Genomic DNA, 23312 nt, shown 5'->3' on the forward strand with positions numbered 1-23312 from the left:
ATTGCATGACGCGCACCTCGCAACAAGAATGCCGGAGCATTCTTGAAATTAGGTTTAGTCAGTTTAGAAAGAAGAGAATAGCGTGAAGAAAAATAAGTATGAGATTGATATGTGCAATGGCACGATCATGGATAAACTGATCTCCTTTGCACTTCCATTGATGTTGTCAGGCGTCTTGCAGCTCATGTTCAACGCAGTGGATATTATTGTAGTGGGAAGATTCAGCGGAAGTCAGGCGCTGGCAGCGGTAGGTTCTACGACAGCGCTGATCGCAGTTTTTACAAATTTATTTATTGGAATTTCACTGGGGGCAAATGTACTGGCTGCCCGTTTCTATGCGGCAGGTCGTGACAAAGAAATGTCAGAAACGGTACATACGGCAATTATGCTGGCGCTGATCAGTGGAATCGTGATGGCATTTGTCGGCGTGATCTTTGCAAAAGGGGCACTGGAATTGATGGGAACACCGGATGATGTCATCAATTTATCCACGTTATATATGCGGATTTATTTCTGTGGAATGCCGTTTTTTATGTTGTACAACTATGGTGCAGCGATTCTGCGTGCGGTGGGAGATACGAAGCGGCCGCTGATCTTTTTGCTGATCTCCGGTTGTACGAATGCGGCATTGAATCTGCTGCTTGTCATCAAATTTGATATGGACGTGGCAGGTGTCGGCATTGCGACCGTTATTTCACAGCTGATCTCCTGTGTACTGGTTTTGCGGTGTCTGCATAATACGGACAGCAGCTATCGACTGTATTTTTCAAAATTGAAGATCAAAAAAGCATATATGCTGCAGATTTTTCAGGTTGGAATCCCGGCGGGAATCCAGAGTACTGTTATTAATCTGTCAAATGTATTGCTGCAGTCATCCGTAAACTCTTTTGGTTCTACAGCGATGGCAGGTTACACGGCGGCAAACAACCTGTTTGGATTTTTGTATGTATCCGTCAACTCTGTGACACAGGCGTGCATGAGTTTTACAAGTCAGAATTACGGTGTTGGAAAACTGAAACGAATGGATCGTGTGCTGCGTGACTGCATCATTCTGACGGTGAGTGTGTCACTGGTGATTGGTGTCGGCGTGTATGTGTTTGGACCGGAGATTCTGCAGATTTACACGACAGATCCGGATGTGATTCAGTGTGCGATGGAGATTTTGCTGTATACAACGGTAACGTATTTCTTCTGCGGTCTGATGGATCTGTTCCCGGGCGCGCTGCGTGGCATGGGGCATTCTGCGGTGCCGATGATCCTGTCTGTTATTGGAACGGTAGGAACGCGAATCTTATGGATTTACGGTATTTTCCCGACACACAGATCCCTGTCAATTTTATTTATTTCTTATCCGGCGTCATGGATTCTGACAATCATCATGCAGGTGATCTGCTTCTATTTTGTAAGACGGCATGTGCATCGGACACATAAAGATACAGAGAGTCTGGCAGAAGCATAGATAAAAATGTAGGAAAACGGATTGTCGAACAGGAGCAGGCAGGAAATACAAGAGCGGAATGAAGAAAATACTTGCCTGCATTGCTGAAGATAAATATATTTCTGCTTTTATTAGAATAATTTTCTTCCATTTTCACATAATAGCATTACAAGCAAAATATGGCATGTGAAGAAAGAACATCCATGCACACGAATCATGGAGGAAAAATATGAAAGCAACAGGAATTGTACGGCGGATCGATGACCTTGGGCGTATCGTTATTCCGAAAGAAATCCGAAGAACCCTGCATATCCGGGAGGGCGACCCGTTGGAGATTTTTACAGATCAAAACGGGGCAATCGTGTTGAAAAAGTATTCTCCAATCGGAGATCTGAGTACGTTTGCGGGGCAATATGCACAGGGACTTGCGGCGGCATCAGGAAGTCTGGTCTGCGTGATGGATCGGGATCATATCATTGCGGCAGCTGGAAATGGGAAAAAGAATTATGACGGAAAGCCGGTCAGTCGGGAACTGGAACAATTTATTGAATCACGGGGGTGTCAGGTGACAGGTGCGCAGGAAAAAGAGTGCCGGAAGCTGACACTTGACGATAATATGCAGTATCAGACGCAGGCGCTGGCAACAATCATCTGTGAGGGAGATGCCATTGGTGCGGTGGCATTGTGCAGTGCGGAAATGCCGGATCATGTCGGAGAAGTGCAAGGAAAGCTGGCGCAGGCGGCAGCGGTGTTTCTGGCGAAACAGGTGGAACAGTAAATCTTGTCTGTCTGTGTAAATGGAACAAGTTAGAAAAAACTCCAAGGCAAGGCGGTAGACTGATTTCCGTTATCGGAGCGAGCATAGCCCGACCGCGGGAGTGTGTTTGAGGCAACAGCTGTTTTTGCTGTTGGCGAGTTCGCGGAAGCGGTCGGAGATAAGCGGCGCAGCGAAGATAGGAAATCGGTCGTGCCTGCATTGGAGTTTTTTCAAACTTGTTCCCTAAACGACAAACAAGAATTTCCTTAAAAAAAGAAAAACAGTGTTATTTTTAAATTGTTTTATAACAAAAGATGTGCTCTTTGTGTTAGTATAAAATACGAACAAACATTTGGTGTGGTCTTACAGACGTTTTTAAGGAGATAACTATTTTATGAAATTTATACATATCGCAGATGTGCATCTGGGCGTCACACCGGACGCAGGAATGCCCTGGAGTGAGACACGCAGCCGGGACATCTGGAACAGTTTTCGTTTTATGATCGAGCAGGCGCGCAGACAGCAGGCAGATCTGCTTTTGATCGCGGGAGATTTGTTTCACCGGCAGCCGTTAAAGCGGGAATTAAAAGAGATTGCGGCATGGTTTGCAGAAATCCCGGATACGGAAATCGTATTGATCGCGGGAAACCATGATTATCTGCATCCGAAGTCTTATTATCGCAGCTTTGAATGGCCGGAAAATGTACATTTTATTGGAACGCGGGATCTGTCAGCCGTTTCTCTGGAGCGGATTCACACCACTGTATGGGGATGCAGTTTTTGGAATCAGGAAGATACCAGAGCGGTATATCATAGAGATATTTTGCAAAAAGTGTTGCAGAATGCGAATACGGTGAAAAATCATCGAGAGGCAGAGTATGATGTGCCATTCATGCGTGGAACAGGAGCATTTGAGCGATTCGCAGATTCAGGACAGGTAGATCACAGGCGGAGAAATTTTCAGATCCTGCTTGGACACGGCGGCGATGACAGACATCATCCATTTCGTGCAAATGACATCGCAGAAGCTGGATTTGACTATGCGGCTTTCGGTCATATTCACAAAGTGGCGCAACTGATTCCGGGAAAAGTGGTGATGGCGGGTTCTCTGGAACCCACAGACTGTAATGATTTCGGTCCACACGGATTCTGGATGGGGGAACTGACAGAACGTGGCACATCCGTTTCTTTTTATCCGATCAAAAAATGTGAATACATTCAGCAGGAAATCAATGTGACACCGGAACTGTCTGCCTATGCGGTGTCAGAACTGGTGCGGCAAGAATTGCAGAGTCGGAAGCCGTATCAGATCTCACATGTTATTTTGCGCGGATATCGTGATGCAGAGACAGAGCTGCCATTGGATGAAATCGCAGAGATGGAGCGTGTAGTGCGCGTGGTGGATGAGACAGAACCGGATTATCAGTTTGACCTGTTAAAACAGAAATACGACGGCACGTTACTGCAAAAATATATCGAAGTGATGGAGCAATGCCCGAATCTGGAATTACGGAAAAAAGCATTGTATTACGGCGTTCAGGCAATGCTGGATACCGCAGAAGAAGGGCGGGAGAGGATAGGATGATCATCAGACAGGCAGAGATTCAAAAATTTGGCAAACTGGAAAAGGAGCAGTATCGTTTTTCCCCGCAGATCAATATCATCTATGGTCCGAACGAATCTGGAAAAAGTACCTTAATGCAGTTTCTGAAGGCGATGATGTATGGGTTGGAGAAAAGCCGGGTTCGAAAAACGCTGGATACTTATAAAAAATATGAACCCTGGGATGCGCCGGCGTATTTTGCCGGTTCCATAGTTTTTGAGACCGGGGAACAGCAGTTTCTTCTGGAACGCAATTTTTATTATAAAGAAAAAAGTACACGTCTGGTAAACATTCGTGACGGAGAAGAACTTTCGGTGGAATGCGGAGATCTGGATATGCTGCTTGGAAATGTCAGCGCCGGTGCTTACGAAAATACCTTTTGTATCGGTCAGGAACAATCAGTACCGGGACGCGAGCTTGGGGTGCTTCTGGAGGATGAGCGCAGCAATCTGGCGCAGACCGGAAGCGGTGATTTTTCATTATCAAAGGCATTGCAGAATCTGGAACAGAAGCGGAAAAGCAAAGAAAAACAGAAAAAGGAGCTGGAACAGCAGCGACTGACGGATATCCGACAACTGGAAGTAAAACAACAGATGATGGAAGCGGATATAGCTGCCCTGAAAGCACAGCAGGAGAAACAGGGAACGCGAAAACAGAATGTGCAGGAACAGGTAAAGCAGCTAAAACAGGCGGCAGAGCCGGTGCTTTCGGAATATCGTACCGTCTGCCGGCGGGAACAGGAATTGCAGAAAGTGGTTCGACAGGTGCAGTTAAATACCGGGCGAAAGCATTTAAAGAAAGAAAAGGAGCAGCGGCAGCAGCAAAAGTCAGAACATCGTGCAGGCTTTTCTCCGCTTTTGTTACTGGGCGTTGCCGGTTTGATTCTGGCTCCGATTTTAAGGGCGTCTTTGGATGGATTTCAAAAAATAGCACCGATTTTGAATGTGATCTGTATTGCTTTCATTCTGGCAGGACTTATTTTGGCATATGGCAGACAAAAGAAAGTTCAGGAAGCGGAAACAGAAGCAGCAGAGGAAGATGCAGGAGTAGCATACGGTGATGAGGAGGTATACCAAAAGGCTGCAAAGCAGCTTGCGTCGTTTCAACAGAAGAAATCTGCATTGGAACAGCAGATAGAAACCTTTCAGGAGCAGAAAAAAGCACTTCAGATGCAGGAGGCAAGGCAGGAAGGTTCCGGGGATCAGATCATTGGTCAGATACAGGAAAAAGAAGTGGAAGCTGCAAATCTGACAGAACAGCTGCAGGAACTGCAGTTTCAGACGGCGCAGGAGAAGGTAGCAGATCAGGATATTCAGGCGCTTGCGCTGGCAGCGGATACGATGCAGCGACTGGCATCTGGAATGTCAAAAACGCTGGAGCATGTGCTGAATCGGGAAATGTCGGAGATTTTATCACAGATTACCGGAAATGTACATGGGCAGCTTCAGGTTTCCGAAGAACAGGGCATCGTATTGTCGGAACATCAAAAGAGCCGTGCGCCGGAAGCCTACAGTCAGGGAACGAAGCAGCAGGCATATTTTGCCTATCGTATGGCAGCAGGAAAACTGCTAGCGAAAGAAGAAGCGTTGCCGTTTTTGCTGGATGAGGCTTTTGCAGGTTATGATACGGAGCGTCTGCGTCAGACGTTACGCTGGCTTGCCAGGCAGGAGAATCAGATTTTTCTTTTTACCTGCAGGGAGATGGAGGCAGAAGTACTGAGAGAAGAAGGAATTCCTTTTTCTGAGATACACATGTAAAAGCAGAATATGATGTACTCTCGGAGTCTTTCGAAAACGATGAATTCTGAGCGTACATTATGGAAAAAGGGTTGTATCTGTTTTTTAGATGTGATAGTATAAGTACAATTTCATAGAGAAAGATAATTGGTGCCGTCCGTTTCTGAAAAACTGCTGAAACAGATTTGGAAAAATAAGTAGCGATGCAGCTTTACGACAGGTTATGTTGTAAATTGGAGGCGTGGAACGGTTAAAAGGGAAACAGGTGTGATTCCTGTACGATCTCGTCACTGTGATAAGGGAGTATGGATTCGATGATTTGTCACTGATGCAAGTGCATTGGGAAGGCAGAATCTGTATGATGATCTTTCAGCCAGGAAACCTGCCATTTGTCTGGTACAGGGTGAATCCCATGATCACGAGTAATTGGTCGTACTGTTTTGGAAGTCAGTTTTGAATTCCTTTGAATGGCATTTACTCCGCTTGAGAATCTTAAGCGGAGTTTTGTTTTGGTGGAAATGATTTTATTTCCGGGTGGATACCGTACCCTGTGGAAGAAATCACTTATTTTCATTATACGAGGAGAGAATAAACATGAAAAAGAGAATTGTAGCCTTAATGGCAGTATTTACCATGGCAGTCGGATTGCTTGGCGGATGCGGAAACAAGAATGCAGACACAAACACAACAAGCGCGCAGAGTGAGACAGAGACAGATCAGGAAGCAGCAGACAAAGTAGCGGCTCTGATCGATGCCATCTATGTACAGGAGCGTACAGACAAAACAGATGAGCAGTGTGCAGCAGCAAAAGAAGCATGGGATAAACTGACCGATGCACAGAAGGCACTGGTAGAAGGTGAAAATGCAGATCCGGATTATTTCGGCAGAGATACCGGAGACGCTTCCAAAGACGATCCGTTAAATGAGGACGGAATTGGTGAAAACGAACTTCTGGTAGTAAGTTTTGGTACATCTTTCAATGACAGCCGTGTAGCAGATATCGGCGGTATTGAGAAAGCACTTCAGACTGCATATCCGGACTGGTCTGTAAGACGTGCATTTACTGCACAGATCATCATCAACCACGTTCAGGCAAGAGATGGTGAAAAAATCGACAATGTAGATCAGGCTTTACAGAGAGCCGTTGATAACGGTGTAAAAAATCTGGTGGTACAGCCGACACATTTAATGCATGGAGCAGAGTATGATGAGTTAGTAGAAACTCTGGATAATTACAAAGACAAATTTGATACAGTTACCGTAGCAGAGCCATTACTTGGCGAAGTTGGTGCGGATGCCACAGTTGTCAATGAAGATAAAGCAGCTGTAGCAGAGGATATCACAGCAGAGGCAGTAAAGACAGCCGGATATGATTCCTTAGAGGCAGCAAAAGAAGATGGCACAGCATTTGTATTTATGGGACATGGTACTTCCCATACAGCAAAAATCAGCTACAGCCAGATGGCTTCTCAGATGAAAGACCTTGGATACGATAATGTATTTATCGGAACCGTAGAGGGTGAGCCGGAAGAGACTGCTCATGAGCAGGTAATCGAAGAAGTACATGCAGCAGGATATAAAAATGTAATCTTAAGACCGTTAATGGTTGTTGCAGGAGATCATGCAAACAACGATATGGCAGGTGATGACGGCGATTCCTGGAAGAGCCTGTTTAAAGCAGCAGGATATTTTGACAAAGTAGATACACAGATTGCAGGTCTTGGTGAGATTCCGGAAATCCAGCAGATCTATGTAGCACACACAAAAGCTGCCATTGAATCTCTGGGTGATGCCGTAAAATCTAGTGACGCAGTTACAGCAACATCTGCGCTGGAAGATGGTACTTATACCGCAAAATTTAACACAGACAGCAGCATGTTCCATGTAAATGAGGCAGATGAGGGATGTGGCACATTAACAGTAAAAGATGGCAAAATGACCATGCACATCAGACTGGTTTCCAAAAAAATCGTAAATCTGTATGTTGGAACTGCAGAGGATGCAGCAAAAGACGGCGCAGAGCTGTTACAGCCGACATCTGAGGAAGTTACTTACAGTGATGGAACAAGCGAAGAAGTATACGCATTTGATGTACCGGTAGAAGCACTGGATCAGGAGTTTGATCTGGCAATCCTTGGAACAAAAGGAACTTGGTACGATCACAAAGTAAGCGTTTCTGATGTTCAGAACGCAGAGTAAGGATAGCGTATGAAAAAAAGAATAGCAGCAGTTATTTTATCTATGGTTTTAGGCGCTGGCATGCTGGCAGGATGTGGTCAGAAAAATACGACAGATGCAGGTGCGTCTTCAACCACAGAAGTTAGTGCGGATGCAGAAAAAGCAGACAGTGCAGCGACAGACAACAAAGAGGAAGATGCGGATGCGAATGTTCTGGAAGACGGTACTTACAGTGTAAATGTGGAGCTGAGTGGCGGCACTGGCAGAGCGACCGTGGATTCCCCGGCAACTGTGACTGTGACAGATGGTCAGGCGACGGCAACCATCGTCTGGAGCAGTACCCATTACGATTACATGATCGTAGACGGGGAAAAATATTTGAATGAAAATGAAGGTGGTAATTCTACCTTTACTTTCCCAATTGATGGCGTGCCTTGTGAGATGGATGTGGTAGGCGATACTACAGCTATGAGCACACCGCATGAGATCGATTATACATTGACATTTTCTTTCCCGACGGAAGTAAGTTTCAATGATCTGAACAGTGAGGGGCGTATGAATCTTTCATACGCCGATCAGTTCAGCGTAGAACAATATGGAGCATATAAACTGGTAACGATCGTGGATGGCGGTCGTTTTTTGCTTGTTCCGAAAGGAGCATCGGTTCCGACGGATGTGCCATCGAATATTGTGGTGTTGCAGCAGCCGTTAAATGACGTGTATCTGGTTTCCAGCGCGGTGATGGATCTGGTGAGCAAAGCGGGAGCGCTTTCCCACATTTCCTTTACCGGAACCAAGGAAAAAGACTGGTACGTGCAGGAGGCAGCAGATGCCATGAAAGCAGGCACTTTGACTTATGCGGGTAAATACAGTGCACCGGATTATGAGCTGCTTTTGAGCAATAACTGTCAGTTTGCCATTGAAAATACCATGATCACCCATAATCCGGAAGTAAAGGAAAAACTGGAAGAGCTTGGGATCCCGGTCATGATTGAACGTTCCAGCTATGAAAAACATCCCCTTGGACGTCTGGAATGGATCCGTCTGTTTGGTGTGTTATTTAACCGGGAGCAGCAGGCAAATGAATTTTTCAAAGAGCAGGCAGAGCGTATCCAGCCAATTCTGGAAAAAGAAAATACCGGTTTGTCGGTGGCATTTTTTGCGGTATCTTCCGATGGAACTATTACAGTACGCAAACCGAACGATTATGTATCTTCCATGATCGAGCTGGCAGGCGGTAACTATTCCCTGAACGGTTATCTGCCGGAAGAAGACAGTGCTTTGTCTACGATGAAAATGCAGATGGAAGATTTCTATGTGGCAGAGAAAGATGCGGATATTCTGATCTATAATGGAACCATTGAGGGAGAATTGACATCCGTAGATGAACTGATCAAAAAAAACAGCCTGTTTGCCGATTTTAAAGCGGTAAAATCCGGACAGGTTTATACCACCGGAAGTAACTTTTATCAGCAGACAAGCATGACCTGTGATTTTATCGAGGATCTGAATAAGGTTCTGACCGGAAGTGATGATACAGACTATCATTTTCTGAAGCATATTCAATAATATTTTGTGAGGAACGAAGCGTGAAAAAACGATATACGATATCTTTTATCATTTTAATATGTGCTCTGATCGGGTTATTCCTGTGGAATGTAGGTGTGGGAACGGTAGAACTGTCTCTGTCTGACCTGCCGGAGATTTTCGGAAAAGGCAGTGATTCCACCCTGTATCAGGTCATCTGGAAAATCCGTCTTCCGCGTATCATGGCAGCAATTTTGTTAGGCGGAGCCTTATCGGTATCCGGATTTTTGCTGCAGAGTTTCTTTCAGAATCCGATCGCAGGTCCGTATGTGCTTGGAATTTCTTCCGGCGCAAAACTGGTGGTGGCACTGACGATGATTGTCTGCCTGCAGCGAAGCATCATGTTAAATTCTGCCGGAATGGTGGCAGCAGCTTTTGTGGGATCACTGATCGCCATGGGATTTGTCCTGCTGATTTCCTTTCGGGTGTCGAAAATGTCGCTGCTGGTAGTCTGTGGTATTATGATCGGATATATCTGTTCCGCAATTACCGATTTTTGCGTGACCTTTGCAGATGATTCCAATATCGTAAACTTGCACAACTGGTCATTGGGAAGTTTTTCCGGAATGACTTGGGATAATGTGCGGATGATTCTGTGGATTGTGGCAGTTACGATGGCGGTCACTTTTTTTCTGGCAAAACCGATCGGAGCGTATCAGCTAGGAGAATCTTATGCTCGAAATATGGGCGTAAATATCAAAGCGTTACGGATCGGTCTGATCTTACTTTCCAGTATGTTATCTGCCTGTGTAACCGCGTTTGCCGGACCGATTTCCTTTGTGGGAATCGCAGTGCCGCATCTGGTAAAACTGATCACGAAAACGGCAAAACCAATCATTATGATACCGGGATGTTTCCTGTGCGGCGCGGTGGTGACACTGTTTTGTGACGGAATCGCCCGGACGGTATTTGCACCGACGGAGATCAGCATCAGTTCCGTAACGGCGATATTTCTGGTGCCGGTGGTCATTGCAGCAATGCTGAGAAAGCAGGGGAACAGATGATGGAACTGAGAACAGAAAATCTTGTGGTAGGATATGATAAAACACCACTGATCAAAGATGTAAATTTAAAAGTTGTTTCCGGGCAGGTACTGACACTGATCGGACCAAACGGTGCCGGAAAATCTACTATTTTAAAAACCATTACCCGGCAGTTGAAACGCATTGGCGGAACGATCTATCTGGGACAGGAATCCATGAATAACATGCGGGACAGCGATGTTTCGAAAAGTCTCTCTATGGTTATGACGGAACGTCTGCAGACGGAACTCCTGACAGGACGGGATGTGGTGGCTTCCGGGCGCTATCCTTACACCGGCAGGTTTGGCATTTTAGCCAAAGAGGACTGGGAAAAAGTAGACGAAGCCATTGCACTGGTGCATGCGCAGGATGTGCAGGATCAGGATTTTCGGAAAATGAGTGACGGTCAGCGGCAACGTCTGATGCTTGCTCGGGCGATCTGTCAGGATACGGATATTCTGTTACTGGATGAGCCGACGTCTTATCTGGATATGGGATTTAAGCTGGATATTCTGGCAAATATCCGGATGCTTGCCAGAGAGCGGAATCTGGCGATCATCATGTCGTTACATGAGTTGGATCTGGCGCAGAAGGTGTCTGATACCATTGCCTGTGTGAAAGGAGACCATATCGATCGTATCGGTACACCGGAGGAGATCTTTTCCGGGGATTATGTACAACAGTTGTACGGTGTGACAGAGACGGCATTTGATCCGGTGACAGGAGAGGTCTTTTTGCAGGGAGCCAAATCGGAGCCGAAGGTGTTTGTCATCGGCGGGGGCGGAAGCGGTATTGCGGCATATAACCGCCTGCAGCGGGAAAATGTGCCTTTTGTGGCAGGTATTTTGCAGAAAAATGATCTGGAATATCCGACTGCCAGAGCGCTGGCGGCAGAGGTGGTTTCACAGAAAGCGTTTTATCCGATAGAAAAGGCGCAGATTGAGGAAGCAAAAAAGTGGATGGAGCAGTGTGAAACCTGCATTTGTACTTTGCCGATGGAGGCATTTGGACCATTGAATGAAGCAAACAGGGAACTGTTAGAATATGCAAAAGAAATCGGAAAGCTTTCAATGTAATAAAAAATGCTGAGTTTGGAAAATGCTGATAGAATGCTGAGAAATCTTAAGATAGAAAGTACGTGAAAAAAAGTCGTTGGCACTCTTAAAAAAGAATGTCAGCGACTTTTTTGTTATTTGATAGGAAATTACATGAATTTCCTATCAAATAAAAGCACTTCGTGCAGACGATGCACACTCACACGAGAAGAAATTATTGCTTCGCAATCGTGTTCGGCGCGAGCAAGAAAGATGTGCTATTAATAATTTTATTCGCGTAAGTGTGTGTTAGCACACTTTCTTGTTTTGTTTTGTACTGCTTTCAAAGCTGTACTCATTTCCCGGAAGGATCGCATTTAATACAATACCAACAATCGCTGCCAGAGCAAGACTGGTCAGTGTAATTGCTGTGCCTCCAACATGGAAAGTCAGACCGTCTGAGAAACCCAGACCGCAGACAAGGATACATGCTGCAATAACAAGGTTACGGGATTTTGTCAGATCTACCTTATTTTCAACAACGTTGCGGATACCGACAGCGGAGATCATTCCATAAAGGATGAAACTGATACCACCGATGATCGCAGCCGGAAGAGAACTGATAATCTCTGCCATTTTCGGGATGAAACTTAAGATGATCGCATAAAAAGCTGCCAGACGGATAACCTTCGGATCATATACACGGCTCAGCGCCAGTACACTTGTATTCTCACCGTAGGTTGTGTTTGCTGGTCCACCGATCAGAGCGGAGAGAGCAGTTGCAAGACCATCACCAAGCAGTGTGCGGTGAAGTCCCGGATCTTCGATAAAGTTTTCACCAACAGTTGCGGAGATGGCAGAAATATCACCGACATGCTCCATCATGGATGCGATGGCAATCGGAGCCATTGCAAGAATGGCTGTAATGTTAAACTTGCAGAGGAAGAACTGCGGTACTCCGATAACGGCAGCGTCAGCAACACCGCTGAAGTTTAAAATGGCACTTCCGTCTGCACAGGTCATTCCTGCAGCGTTCATGATCAGGGCAGCCACATAGGATACGATGATACCCATCAGGATCGGGATGATCTTGAACATTCCTTTGCCCCAGATATTGAAAATAATAACGGTAGCAAGGGCGATCAGTGCCAGCGGCCAGTTGGTGGAGGCATTGGAGATCGCGGAAGGTGCAAGGCTCAGTCCGATACAGATGATGATCGGTCCGGTTACAACCGGCGGAAGGAAACGCATAACCCGGCGTACACCGATGACCTTGATGATCAGGGATAAAACGAGGTAGAGCAGACCGGCGATCAGGACACCACCACATGCATATGGAAGTTTTTCACCGTAGCTCATGTTTGCGAAAATTCCGGTATCCAGATTTGCAACAGTCTGGAAACCACCCAGAAATGCAAAGGAAGAACCGAGAAATGCAGGCACTTTAAAACGTGTCATTAGGTGGAACAGCAGAGTTCCGATTCCGGCGCAGAACAGTGTTACCTGAATGGATAAGCCTTCGCCGTGGAAATAGGTGTTTACCAGAACCGGGACAAGGATCGTTGCACCGAACATGGCAAACATATGCTGAAGACCGAGGATCAGCATTTTCGGAAGCCCAAGCGTTCTGGCATCATAGATGCCGTTTTCGTTTGTTTTCATAAATTCATTCTCCTACTATTTTTATAACGATTTTATGGTTACATGTTCTGATGATCAAGAATGCTCTCAGTATTCTTGCTGCGAGATGTGCGTCATGCTATGCATGACATATTTCCTTTGCGCATCTCTGCAATCCAGCCGGAGGCTATATCAGATGGGAGTCATCTCTCATCTGGTATACAAAGCACTCATACATCAGACCCTGACTAATCAGTATAATGGAAAACAAAAAAGAGAGCAAGAAAATCTTGCGAATGGCGCGTGTGAACTGCAATGATGCGGTTGACTTATCACCTGCAATCCGTTATCCTTGAAGAAACGAGAAGTCTGGCCAGGAGGTTTTTTAGATGGAAAAAATGGAAAATGTATTTATCATGGATCATCCGCTGATCAAGCATAAAATATCAATGATCCGCAACAAAAATACAGGAACAAATGAGTTCCGTAAACTGATCGAGGAGATTGCCGTACTGATGGGATATGAGGCACTTCGCGATCTGCCAACCGAGGATGTGGAGATCGAGACTCCAATCGAGACATGCAAAAGTCCGATGATCTCCGGTAAAAAACTGGCGATCGTACCGGTCCTTCGTGCAGGTCTTGGAATGGTAAATGGTGTAACAACTCTGGTTCCGTCTGCAAAGATCGGACATATCGGTCTGTACCGTGATCCTGAGACACATGAACCGCATGAGTATTACTGCAAACTGCCGGATCCGATCGACCAGCGTCTCATCGTAGTCGTAGACCCAATGCTTGCAACCGGTGGATCTGCTGTGGCAGCCGTAGATTTTATCAAAAAACATGGTGGAAAAAATATCAAATGCATGTTTGTTATCGCTGCACCGGAAGGTGTTAAGAGACTGCATGAGGCACATCCGGATGTTCAGATTTACATCGGACAGCTTGATCGTGAATTAAATGATCATGCTTATATCTGCCCGGGACTTGGCGATGCAGGAGATCGTATTTTCGGTACAAAATAAGAATATAAAGTGTGTGCATAGCATACAAGTAGAAGGCGTAAGTATGCTTCGGCATATTTGCGCTTTCTCTGTTTTAAGGAGGGTTATCATGAAACTGCGAAAAAGAGGGTACGTAGGAACGACATCCACAGAAATGTCACAGCGTGAAAAAGACAATGCCATTCTTGCAAGGGAAGCGGCAGCGGAAGGATTTGTACTATTAAAAAATGAAGCACAGACGCTGCCTTTGAAGCCGGGAACGAAAATTGGTCTGTATGGTGCGGGAGCGGTACGCACCATCAAAGGTGGAACTGGTTCCGGAGATGTCAATAACCGATATAATGTCAATATTTATGACGGATTGAAAAATGCAGGATTTGAGATTACAAGTGGAGATTGGCTTGACGGATATGACAGCGGTTATATGCAGGCGCGGGAGAGCTGGAAAGCAGAAATTTTCCGAAAACTGAAGGAAGAGTGCAATGGAAACTTTTTTGAAGCCTATTCCACAACGCCGTTTTCCATGCCGGCAGGAGAGCCAGTTGATGCGGAAGCAGCAAAAGCAGATGGCGCCGAGGTTGGTATTTACGTTCTTGCCCGGATTGCGGGAGAAAATGCAGACCGCCGGGACGAGCCGGGGGATTACTATATTACAGAAGAAGAGCGGGCACAGATCGCGGCGTTATGTGAAGCCTATGAAAAAGTTATTCTGGTGGTAAATACCGGTGGTTTGATCGATCTTGCTTTTACTGATGAATTTTCCAATATCACAGCAATCCTGCAGTTTGTGCAGGCTGGTCAGGAAGGCGGTAATGCGCTGGCAGATGTGATTTCCGGCAAAGTGACTCCTTCCGGAAAAATGACGGATACCTGGGCATTGGACTATATGGATTATCCGAATGCGGCATATTTCAGTCACAAGAGCGGCGATGTTTACCGGGAAGAATACAGGGAAGGCATTTATGTCGGATATCGGTATTTCGATACCTTTGACGTTCCGGTGCGCTACAGTTTTGGCTATGGATTGTCTTACACCGATTTTGACATAAAAGTAACAGATGTTTCAAAGAAGATATCATCAAAAGGAAGACCATCTTTTTCCGTATCTGTTGATGTGACAAATATTGGCGCTACATATTCTGGAAAAGAGGTTGTGCAGGTGTATGTTTCCTGTCCACAGGGAAAACTGCACAAAGAATTTCGTCGTCTGACCGCTTTTGAAAAAACAAAACTTCTGGCGCCGGGTGAAACACAGTCTCTGGAACTGATTACAGATTTATATCACCTTGCATCCTACTCAGAAGAACAGGCAGCATGGATGCTGGAAGAAGGCATTTATGGTATCTGGATTGGAAATTCGTTATCCGAAGCGGTTCTTTGTGGCAGATTTCGGTTGAATGAGGATAAAATACTGGTACAGTGTGAACATATTTGCCCGTTAAAAGAAAAACTGGAAGAAGTGCAGCCGGATAAGGAGAAACTGGAAGAAAAGCAGAATGCCTGGATACAGGAAGCAAATAAGGAACAATTGCCATACTTCCGGATTTGGGCAGAAAATCTTCCGACAGCTACTATTATATATCAGGAATTGCAGGATCATTATCCGGGCAGAGCCGGCGAGATTGTAGATCAGTTGTCTACAGATGAACTGATCGCTTTAGCCACTGGAGATCCGGCAAAAGATCAGGGGGCAAGTGCTCTTGGTTCCGCAGGACAGACCGTTCCGGGTGCAGCGGCAGAAACAGTCAATGTAGCGGAAAAAGATCCTTATAATGTGGCAAGTATCGTGCTTGCTGACGGACCGGCGGGCTTACGTCTGCGCAGCGAGTATCAGGTGCGGGAAGATGGAAGCATTGACGGCGGAGATTTTCTGGATGGCTTTGAAAATGGCTATTTTGCGGAGCCGAAGGAGCCGACCGGAACGGTATATCATCAGTATTGTACCGCAATCCCAGTTGGTACTTTACTGGCACAGAGCTGGAATCTGGATCTGATGAAAAAACTTGGTCAGATGATTGCCGGAGAAATGAATGAATTTGAAGTAACTTTGTGGCTTGCACCGGGTATGAGTCTGCACCGGAATCCGCTGTGCGGCAGAAACTTTGAATATTATTCCGAAGATCCGCTGTTGGCAGGTATGATGGCTTCTGCCATGACACTTGGCGTACAGTCGGTACCAGGATGCGGCACAACCATCAAACATTATGCCTGCAATAATCAGGAAGACAACCGTATGGGTTCCGATTCCATTTTGTCAGAACGAACCTTGCGTGAGATTTACCTGAAAGGATTTGAGATTGCAATCTGCAACGCACAGCCGATGGCGATGATGACCTCTTACAATCTGATCAACGGTGTGCATGCGGCAAACAGTTATGATATCTGTACAAAAGCTGCCCGTGACGAGTGGGGATTTGAAGGTGCCATTATGACAGACTGGACAACGACCACAGATTCTACCGCCGGCGAATGTACGGCAGCAGGTTGTATGAAAGCCGGAAATGATATGGTTATGCCGGGTGATATACGGGATCATGCAAGCATCCGTCAGGCATTAGAGGATGGTTCTCTGGATATCCGGGAACTGAAACGCTGTGTATACCATACAGTTAAAATAATACTGCAGTCCAATCAGTATGAGGATGCAGTAAGCTATGAGGATCAGTTTAAATAATACAGATACTGTCAGGGGTGATTTGACATGTCAGATACCACACATCCACGCCATTCCTCAGAGCTTCCTCTAGAACTTCGCCAAAAGCTGGGTGTGTGGACATATTTGGTCGGACAACAGAAACGTTCGGCATAGCAATCACGAAAGCAAGGATACAATGGTAGCCTTGCTTTTTTGCATGGAGCAGTTCTTTTACATGACGGACTGCACGTTCACTTGGCGCATCTGGGAAATATCCGATGCCATTAATTTCCAGCGTACAGCCTTTGACTTCCATCAGATATTTTTCTTCGCCTTTCTCCATATAAAAATCAAGACGGGAATCGCCGTATTTGTATTCCGGTTTGATAAATGTATAATCCTTAGTGGCGAGCCATTCTCCAACGACCTTGTTCGGAGCCTGACTGTCGATATTCACCCAGCCCAGGGATTCTTTGTATACACTGATCAGATCATATTTTGTTTTGCGGTTCGGATTGTCCGAACAGGTCAGAGCTACCTTTGCATCGGGAAAAAGCAGTTCTCCCATGCGACCGGTATTTTTGACATGTACGGTTTCTAAGGAACCATTGATTATTACTTCTGCCACAAAACGATTGTGGCGGCGGACAAAAGTGCCCATTACAACGTTTTCATATTTCATTTCAAAAATCAATCCCCTTCCTCTGTATGAGCCTTGATTTTTTCCTCATCTACGCTGTCTAACTGAATATCCGGCAGTAATTCAAAATAAAAATCCTGATATTTTTCTGCCAGAGCAGCAATGCATTTTGTCTGAAGAATCTGGAATTTTGACAGGGAGATAATGTCTCTGTCAAAGGTAATGTATACACTAATCCAGAGTTTCCGTCCGGTGCGGACAATATCGTAATACAGATTTTTGTGCCCGTAACCACCAATAATCGGTTCTACCGTGGCTTTAATATCATCTACGGTCTCTGCTTCCGGCGGCCAGAGCATCAGGTCACGAAGTCCGGTAATTACCGTTTTGATCGGTGTCGGCAGCATAAATGCGGACAGTACGATGGTGATGATCTGATCCAGATACGGCGTCAGACGTTGGAACCATGCGAATGGAACGATGATCGGAAGTAAAAAGGCAATCGCCATTCCAAGGGAAACCACGCAGTCAATCTTCCAGGTCTGTAATTCAATGTTCACGATCGGTGAACTCATATGTTTGTTTTTAAAAAAGAGACAGATTGCCATGGTCAGACTCAGGGCACAGGCAAAAAGCTCAAAAGCCGAAATCGTGTTAAAAGATACGATATGTCCACCATGAAGCAGCAGATGAATATTGTTAAAAATCAACCCAAAGGTAACCGCCGCCATGATGGCACCTTTGACCACCACGAATCCGGTTTCCACCTGAGTAAAACCAAATGGATGCTGTTCATTGGCAGGGCGGTAAATCAGCGGAATCAGAAAAATCGATGGAAGCATCATAAAAAATTCCACGCTGTCGTAAACCGCATCCAGAAGAACCGCCTGAGAACCGGAGAAAACAGCCATGCCGATTTCCACGATGGCAAAGACGAGACTGCCGTACAGAGACAGTGTCATCGCTGATTTTTCTCTTTTCTGTGTTTTCTTTCCTACATGCATAATATATTGAACCTCTTTTGTAAATATGTTTTTATATGGAAAAATTGCAATCAAATTGCATCTATATATTTTCCTTACTGCAGCAAATTAACTGAGTGAATTTTACATCAACTGAGCAAATAACCGTAAGATCAACTGTCCCAGACGCAGGTGCGCACCGAGCCCGGCTTTGTATTTTTCAGTCACTTCACGGCATTGTGAAAATGTATGTTTGAAATCACGTTTTATCTCATCAACCGCTGGACAGTCCACCATAAAACAGCCATTTTCGAAATGATGATACAGACTGCGGTAATCCAGATTGATGGTACCACAGGTAGCCATACGATCATCGGCAATGCTCATTTTCGCATGACAGAATCCGGGCGTCCATTCAAAAATACGGACACCATTGGACACCAGTTGATGATAAAAAGAGCGGGTAACACTGTAAACCATCTTTTTATCCGGGATTCCGGGTGTGATAATGCGGACATCCACATCACGTTTTGCAGCCAGAGACAGAGCGTGTGACATTTCATCGGTAAGGATCAGATACGGCGTGATAAACCAGCAGTAATGCTCCGCTTTATTTGCCATACTGATATAGACTTCTTCTCCCACCTGCTCATCATCCAGAGGACTATCAGCATAAGGCTGGACATATCCGTGCTGAACCGATTTATATTGGTACTCTGTCAGATAAGGTTCAAAAGAACGATCGCTTGGCAGACTCTTTTTAATCGCATTCCACATTTCCAGAAAAGTGATGGTCAGAGATCTGACTGCATCTCCCTCCAGACGGATGCCGGTATCTTTCCATTCTCCATAAGGGTGAGAAAATCCAAAATATTCGTTTGCAAGATTATAACCGCCAGTAAATCCTACTTTTCCATCAATGACCGTAATTTTGCGATGATCACGGTTGTTCAGAAATAAATTGACACCCGGAACAAAGGGATTAAATACGCGGCAGGCAATGCCAAGCGCTTCCAGCTGTCTGGTAAAATCGTGATTCAGAAAACTGATGGAACCAATATCGTCATAGAATACCCGGACTTCTACACCTGCCTTTACCCGGTCTATCAGTACATCCTGGATTTTTTCCCATGCATCAGCATTTTCAATGGCATGGTATTCCATAAAAATGAATTTTTCTGCCTTTGCCAGATCGACAAGTTGTGCTTCCAGTCCCTGTACAGCTTCCGGGTAATAGGTAATATCCGTATTTTGATAAACAGGATAAGCGGCATTTCGATACAGATAGTCAGAAATACTTCCGGCTGGTGCATAATGTTTTTTCAGGCGATGTGAAATATCGTGATCTTGCGGCAGACACGGCAGCAAAATGGCATCGATTTCCTGATAACGTTTGCGCATATTGCGGGTACCTTTGTTTGTCTGAAACATCAGATACAGACAGACACCGAGTACCGGCATGATCAGAATTAATATGATCCATGGCATTTTCAGGGAAGATGTTTTATTTTTGCTGTAAATATATAAAATGAGGATCAGTACGAGAATTTTTGTTAAGGCATTGATCCATGGCATCTGTGTATTCAGACGTTTTACAATAGAAAGAAAAAAGGCAATCTGAAGAAAAATTGCCAGAAGACAGAAAAAAAGACGCTTGATGCTGTTTTTTGTTTTACTTCGACTTTCCATTGTGTGATGATGTGTCTTTGCCATTGTGCTGTCATCCTTTCTATGGCGTAAATATCGTTTTGTATACAGTGTTTTGACACCAAAATTTTGATTACACGGATTGTTCCGTGCTTTGCACTCCCACAATCCTTCCCGCTATTCGCATATCGTGGGATAAAAATCCCACTTTTATGCTCATATCGGGGCGTGCCCCCAAGGTCATTCATCCACCCTTGTGCAAGCACAGGTGGACTCAGACCTTTTGACACTGTAATCATAGATTATGATACCATAATTTTTCCACACAGCAAGAAAAAATCTGTTACAATAGGGAAAAAGTATTCTTAATATGACAAGAAGTAGATGATTATGCAAGAAGCAGATTGTATCAGACAAATAGGATAGAAAAAGCAATGTAGAGATAAAAAATCAGAAAGGCAGCAGTTATGTATCGAATTTTTTGTGTGGAAGATGATGAGACCATCGGAAAAATGATAAAAAAGCATCTGGAAAAATGGAATTTTGAGGTGCATGTGGCAGAAGATCTCAGCCAGATCATGACAGAGTTTGCGGCATTTGATCCGCAGCTGGTACTGATGGACATCCGACTTCCTTTTTATAATGGCTATTATTGGTGCACGGAAATCCGCAAAGTGTCGAAAGTGCCGGTGATTTTTTTGTCCTCTGTGGCAGACAATATGAATATCGTCATGGCGATGAATATGGGAGGGGATGATTTTATCCCGAAGCCATTTGATCTGGAAGTGCTGACGGCGAAAATTCAGGCGTTACTGCGCAGAAGCTATGACTTTGCGGGAAGCAGCAGTATGTTAGAACATAAAGGTGCAGTATTGAAACTGCTGGATGCGAGTCTGATCTGGAACGGTCAGCAGATCGAACTGACGAAAAATGAACTGAAGATTTTGCAGACGTTGATGGAACATAAGGAAAAAATTGTCAGTCGGGAAGAACTGATGGAAAAACTATGGGAAAGCGATGCTTATGTAGATGAAAATACATTGTCGGTAAACGTCAATCGTCTGCGGAAAAAGTTATCTTCGGTTGGACTGGATGACTTCATTCTGACCAAGAAAGGAATCGGGTATCGAATCGGATGAAAACCGGAAAAAGTTTTATCAAACGAAATATAGAGTGGTTGATTCTGGCAATTGTCATGCTTTGCATGCATGTACTTTATTTGTTTTTGATTGGACACCCTGAGGGGGATCTGATCTATGCGGGAATACTGGATTTGTGCATTATTGCGTTTGCGTTATGCATTGCGTATATTCGTTATGATCGGAAAGTGCGGTATCTGAAAGATATGTTGCAGCAGCCATTTTCCGGTGAAATGAAACTGCCGGAGACGGAGGACGTGACAGAGGAACTGCTGGGACAGCTTGTGGAAAATGCGAATATTGAGCGTCAACTGACGTTGAATACCGCAGCCAGACAGCAATCCGAGATGAAGGATTATTACGCGAAATGGGTGCATCAGATCAAGACGCCGATCGCGGGACTTCAGCTTTTATTGCAGATGGAGCGCAGTGAACTGGAAGAAGCAGAGTCAAAGGATGAGATTACAGAAGAACTTTATGTAAAGCAGCTTCAGAATCTGACGGATGTTGAGGAAGAACTGTTTCGTATCGAAGAATATGTGGGAATGGCATTGCAGTATCAGCGGATCAACAGCACCGCAAATGATTATATTTTAAAACAGATTTCACTAGATACAGTAATTCGCGAAGTGATTCACAAATATGCGAAAATCATGATCCGCCGCAAAATCCGGATGCATTATGAAAAAACAGAAGCAACGGTTATCTCTGATGAAAAGTGGCTTTCGTTTGTATTAGAGAAGTTATTGTCTAACGCTGTGAAATATACGCCGGAGGGTGAAATCTCCATTGAAGTGCAGGAAGAACCACAGCACATCTGGCTGGAAATCCGGGATACGGGCATTGGTATCCGCAGTGAAGATATTCCACGGGTGTTTGAAAAAGGTTATACCGGATTTAATGGACATGAGGACAAACGTTCCACAGGAATTGGACTGTATCTGTGCAGGGAAGTGTTGCAAAAACTGGGGCATACGATTCAGGTACAGTCCGAAGTAGGAGAAGGAACTACGGTAAGGGCTGGCTTTTCAAAGGATGCGATTGATTTTAGAGATTAGCCCCCTCAATTTTCTTTTAACAAATTATAGCAAGAATTCTCCTTCCTTTACAGGTGGGAGATGAATTGCAAAAATAAATATAAAAAGCAAAATAGAACACTTGTTCTGCATTCGAGTCGAACGCACGTGAGACTTGAATGTGTAGAGAAATCCTGCAACCTTACGAGGGCAGTTAGATAGTTCCGAGAGACGATTATGGAGGAAGATACATATGACACTGCAACAATTAAAATATGTGATTACCGTGGCAGAGACAGGAACCATCACGGAAGCCGCGAAAAAACTTTACATTTCACAGCCGAGTCTGACCAATGCCATCCATGATCTGGAAAAAGAAATGAACGTAGAAATTTTCCACAGGACAAATAAAGGCATTGATATTTCCAAGGAAGGAGAAGATTTCCTTGGCTATGCCAGACAGGTGTTGGAGCAGGCGGCGATTCTGGAAGACAAGTACAAAAATGGAAGCGGAGGAAAAAAGCAGTTTTGTGTGTCCACGCAGCATTATTCCTTTGCGGTCAATGCGTTTGTCGATCTGATCCAGCAATACGGTCAGGAAGAGTATGATTTTAGTTTACGTGAAACGCAGACTTACGAGATCATTGAAGATGTGGCAAAAATGAAAAGCGAGATCGGCATTCTGTTTTTGAACGAATTTAATGAGAAAGTACTCCGAAAACTGATGAAAGCCAATGATCTGGAATTTCACCCACTGTTTACGGCGAGACCGCATGTGTTTATCAGCAGGAGACATCCGCTAGCAGATCATACGATCATTACGAACGAAGAACTGGAAGCATATCCGTATCTTTCCTTTGAGCAGGGAGAACACAATTCTTTTTATTTTTCGGAAGAAATTTTTTCCACGACGGAGCGGAAGAAAAACATTCGTGTCCGTGACCGGGCGACGCTTTTTAATTTGCTGATCGGATTGAACGGATATACCGTCTGCAGTGGTGTGATCGACCGGAATCTGAATGGAGAAGATATTATTGCGGTTCCGCTCCAGGATGAAAGTGAGATGCAGATTGGATATTTGACGCATCGAAGGGGAATGCGCAGCAGACTTGGAGAAACCTACTTAGCGTTTTTAAAGGAATATCTGAAAGATTGAAAGAAGTTTCTGCATAGTAAATGGTACATGGGATAACATTAATGTTCTTTTTTCAAATTTGATAAAAATCTGTGTCAGCTTCCTGCAATATATCAGATGGGAGATGACTCCCACCTCTATAGGTGGTGAGAAACA

The 23312-nt window shown here is 44.8% G+C and carries 16 protein-coding genes, 1 pseudogene and 1 riboswitch; of the genes and pseudogenes, 13 read left to right on the forward strand and 4 right to left on the reverse strand.

Annotated features, from left to right (window positions below):
* The first annotated feature begins 82 nt into the window (after positions 1–82).
* The 8 genes and pseudogenes from LG34_RS14040 (at position 83) to LG34_RS14075 (ending at position 11397) form a co-directional block, all read left to right on the forward strand.
* Positions 83–1459 (forward strand): MATE family efflux transporter, encoded by a 1377-nt coding sequence (locus LG34_RS14040; protein WP_333491100.1) that lies wholly within the window; start codon positions 83–85, stop codon positions 1457–1459.
* A 208-nt stretch (positions 1460–1667) separates the two neighbouring features.
* Positions 1668–2216, forward strand: coding sequence for a stage V sporulation T C-terminal domain-containing protein (locus tag LG34_RS14045; RefSeq protein WP_109216622.1), 549 nt, complete (start codon positions 1668–1670; stop codon positions 2214–2216).
* Positions 2217–2589: 373 nt separating this feature from the next.
* Complete coding sequence (locus LG34_RS14050; RefSeq protein WP_109216623.1) at positions 2590–3780, forward strand: metallophosphoesterase family protein; 1191 nt, start codon at positions 2590–2592, stop codon at positions 3778–3780.
* Positions 3777–5555 carry an ATP-binding protein gene (locus LG34_RS14055; protein ID WP_181369390.1) on the forward strand — a complete coding sequence of 593 codons (1779 nt, stop codon included), beginning with the start codon at positions 3777–3779 and terminating at the stop codon, positions 5553–5555. The genes LG34_RS14050 and LG34_RS14055 overlap by 4 nt, the downstream gene beginning before the upstream one ends.
* A gap of 180 nt (positions 5556–5735) precedes the next feature.
* Positions 5736–5938, forward strand: a riboswitch (cobalamin riboswitch).
* A 190-nt stretch (positions 5939–6128) separates the two neighbouring features.
* Positions 6129–7319 (forward strand): annotated as a pseudogene (locus LG34_RS14060) (sirohydrochlorin cobaltochelatase); the annotation flags it as partial.
* Positions 7320–7742: 423 nt separating this feature from the next.
* A complete protein-coding gene (locus tag LG34_RS14065) occupies positions 7743–9281 on the forward strand; it encodes an ABC transporter substrate-binding protein (RefSeq protein WP_109216626.1) in 1539 nt (512 codons plus the stop codon).
* A gap of 20 nt (positions 9282–9301) precedes the next feature.
* Positions 9302–10303 (forward strand): FecCD family ABC transporter permease, encoded by a 1002-nt coding sequence (locus LG34_RS14070; protein ID WP_109216627.1) that lies wholly within the window; start codon positions 9302–9304, stop codon positions 10301–10303.
* The gene (locus tag LG34_RS14075) at positions 10300–11397 is read left to right on the forward strand and encodes an ABC transporter ATP-binding protein (protein ID WP_109216628.1); all 1098 of its coding nucleotides are present in this window, start codon (positions 10300–10302) and stop codon (positions 11395–11397) included. Before LG34_RS14070 ends, LG34_RS14075 begins: the two co-directional genes overlap by 4 nt.
* Before the next feature lie 267 nt (positions 11398–11664).
* Here LG34_RS14075 and LG34_RS14080 read toward each other — a convergent pair whose 3' ends face one another.
* The gene (locus tag LG34_RS14080) at positions 11665–13017 is read right to left on the reverse strand and encodes a uracil-xanthine permease family protein (protein ID WP_109216629.1); all 1353 of its coding nucleotides are present in this window, start codon (positions 13015–13017) and stop codon (positions 11665–11667) included.
* A gap of 356 nt (positions 13018–13373) precedes the next feature.
* On the opposite strand from LG34_RS14080, the gene upp reads away from it, so the two are divergent.
* Together upp and LG34_RS14090 are read left to right on the forward strand one after the other, a co-directional pair.
* Positions 13374–14003: a uracil phosphoribosyltransferase gene (upp, locus tag LG34_RS14085; RefSeq protein ID WP_109216637.1), complete on the forward strand. Its 630-nt coding sequence runs from the start codon at positions 13374–13376 to the stop codon at positions 14001–14003.
* Between the two features lie 88 nt (positions 14004–14091).
* Entirely contained in the window at positions 14092–16656 is a 2565-nt protein-coding gene (locus tag LG34_RS14090; protein WP_109216630.1) for a glycoside hydrolase family 3 protein, read from the forward strand.
* Here the strand turns inward: LG34_RS14090 and sfsA are convergent.
* The 3 genes from sfsA to cls form a co-directional block, all read right to left on the reverse strand.
* Complete coding sequence (gene sfsA / locus LG34_RS14095) at positions 16649–17299, reverse strand: DNA/RNA nuclease SfsA (RefSeq protein WP_109216638.1); 651 nt, start codon at positions 17297–17299, stop codon at positions 16649–16651. The two genes, LG34_RS14090 and sfsA, sit on opposite strands and share 8 nt — an antisense overlap.
* Positions 17300–17307: 8 nt before the next feature.
* Positions 17308–18261, reverse strand: a complete 954-nt coding sequence (locus LG34_RS14100; RefSeq protein WP_109216631.1) for a cation diffusion facilitator family transporter — start codon at positions 18259–18261, stop codon at positions 17308–17310.
* Between the two features lie 102 nt (positions 18262–18363).
* Positions 18364–19932 (reverse strand): cardiolipin synthase, encoded by a 1569-nt coding sequence (gene cls, locus LG34_RS14105; RefSeq protein WP_109216632.1) that lies wholly within the window; start codon positions 19930–19932, stop codon positions 18364–18366.
* A 401-nt stretch (positions 19933–20333) separates the two neighbouring features.
* Between cls and LG34_RS14110 the strand changes: the two genes are divergently transcribed.
* The 3 genes from LG34_RS14110 (at position 20334) to LG34_RS14120 (ending at position 23177) form a co-directional block, all read left to right on the forward strand.
* The gene (locus LG34_RS14110; protein WP_109216633.1) at positions 20334–21005 is read left to right on the forward strand and encodes a response regulator transcription factor; all 672 of its coding nucleotides are present in this window, start codon (positions 20334–20336) and stop codon (positions 21003–21005) included.
* Positions 21002–22063 (forward strand): sensor histidine kinase, encoded by a 1062-nt coding sequence (locus tag LG34_RS14115; protein ID WP_109216634.1) that lies wholly within the window; start codon positions 21002–21004, stop codon positions 22061–22063. Before LG34_RS14110 ends, LG34_RS14115 begins: the two co-directional genes overlap by 4 nt.
* Positions 22064–22274: 211 nt before the next feature.
* Positions 22275–23177 (forward strand): LysR family transcriptional regulator, encoded by a 903-nt coding sequence (locus LG34_RS14120; protein WP_109216635.1) that lies wholly within the window; start codon positions 22275–22277, stop codon positions 23175–23177.
* Positions 23178–23312: the final 135 nt, after the last annotated feature.

Source organism: Eubacterium ramulus (assembly GCF_003122485.1).
Taxonomy (GTDB): domain Bacteria; phylum Bacillota; class Clostridia; order Lachnospirales; family Lachnospiraceae; genus Eubacterium_I; species Eubacterium_I ramulus_A.

What these genes read in the sequence shown, in the direction of transcription:
- LG34_RS14045 (WP_109216622.1), top strand. Translation starts at nt 1,668, where the DNA reads ATGAAAGCAACAGGAATTGTACGGCGGATCGATGACCTTGGGCGTATC.
- LG34_RS14050 (WP_109216623.1), top strand. Translation starts at nt 2,590, where the DNA reads ATGAAATTTATACATATCGCAGATGTGCATCTGGGCGTCACACCGGAC.
- LG34_RS14055 (WP_181369390.1), top strand. Translation starts at nt 3,777, where the DNA reads ATGATCATCAGACAGGCAGAGATTCAAAAATTTGGCAAACTGGAAAAG.
- LG34_RS14065 (WP_109216626.1), top strand. Translation starts at nt 7,743, where the DNA reads ATGAAAAAAAGAATAGCAGCAGTTATTTTATCTATGGTTTTAGGCGCT.
- LG34_RS14075 (WP_109216628.1), top strand. Translation starts at nt 10,300, where the DNA reads ATGATGGAACTGAGAACAGAAAATCTTGTGGTAGGATATGATAAAACA.
- LG34_RS14080 (WP_109216629.1), bottom strand. Translation starts at nt 13,017, where the DNA reads ATGAAAACAAACGAAAACGGCATCTATGATGCCAGAACGCTTGGGCTT.
- upp (WP_109216637.1), top strand. Translation starts at nt 13,374, where the DNA reads ATGGAAAATGTATTTATCATGGATCATCCGCTGATCAAGCATAAAATA.
- LG34_RS14090 (WP_109216630.1), top strand. Translation starts at nt 14,092, where the DNA reads ATGAAACTGCGAAAAAGAGGGTACGTAGGAACGACATCCACAGAAATG.
- sfsA (WP_109216638.1), bottom strand. Translation starts at nt 17,299, where the DNA reads ATGAAATATGAAAACGTTGTAATGGGCACTTTTGTCCGCCGCCACAAT.
- LG34_RS14100 (WP_109216631.1), bottom strand. Translation starts at nt 18,261, where the DNA reads ATGCATGTAGGAAAGAAAACACAGAAAAGAGAAAAATCAGCGATGACA.
- cls (WP_109216632.1), bottom strand. Translation starts at nt 19,932, where the DNA reads ATGGCAAAGACACATCATCACACAATGGAAAGTCGAAGTAAAACAAAA.
- LG34_RS14110 (WP_109216633.1), top strand. Translation starts at nt 20,334, where the DNA reads ATGTATCGAATTTTTTGTGTGGAAGATGATGAGACCATCGGAAAAATG.
- LG34_RS14115 (WP_109216634.1), top strand. Translation starts at nt 21,002, where the DNA reads ATGAAAACCGGAAAAAGTTTTATCAAACGAAATATAGAGTGGTTGATT.
- LG34_RS14120 (WP_109216635.1), top strand. Translation starts at nt 22,275, where the DNA reads ATGACACTGCAACAATTAAAATATGTGATTACCGTGGCAGAGACAGGA.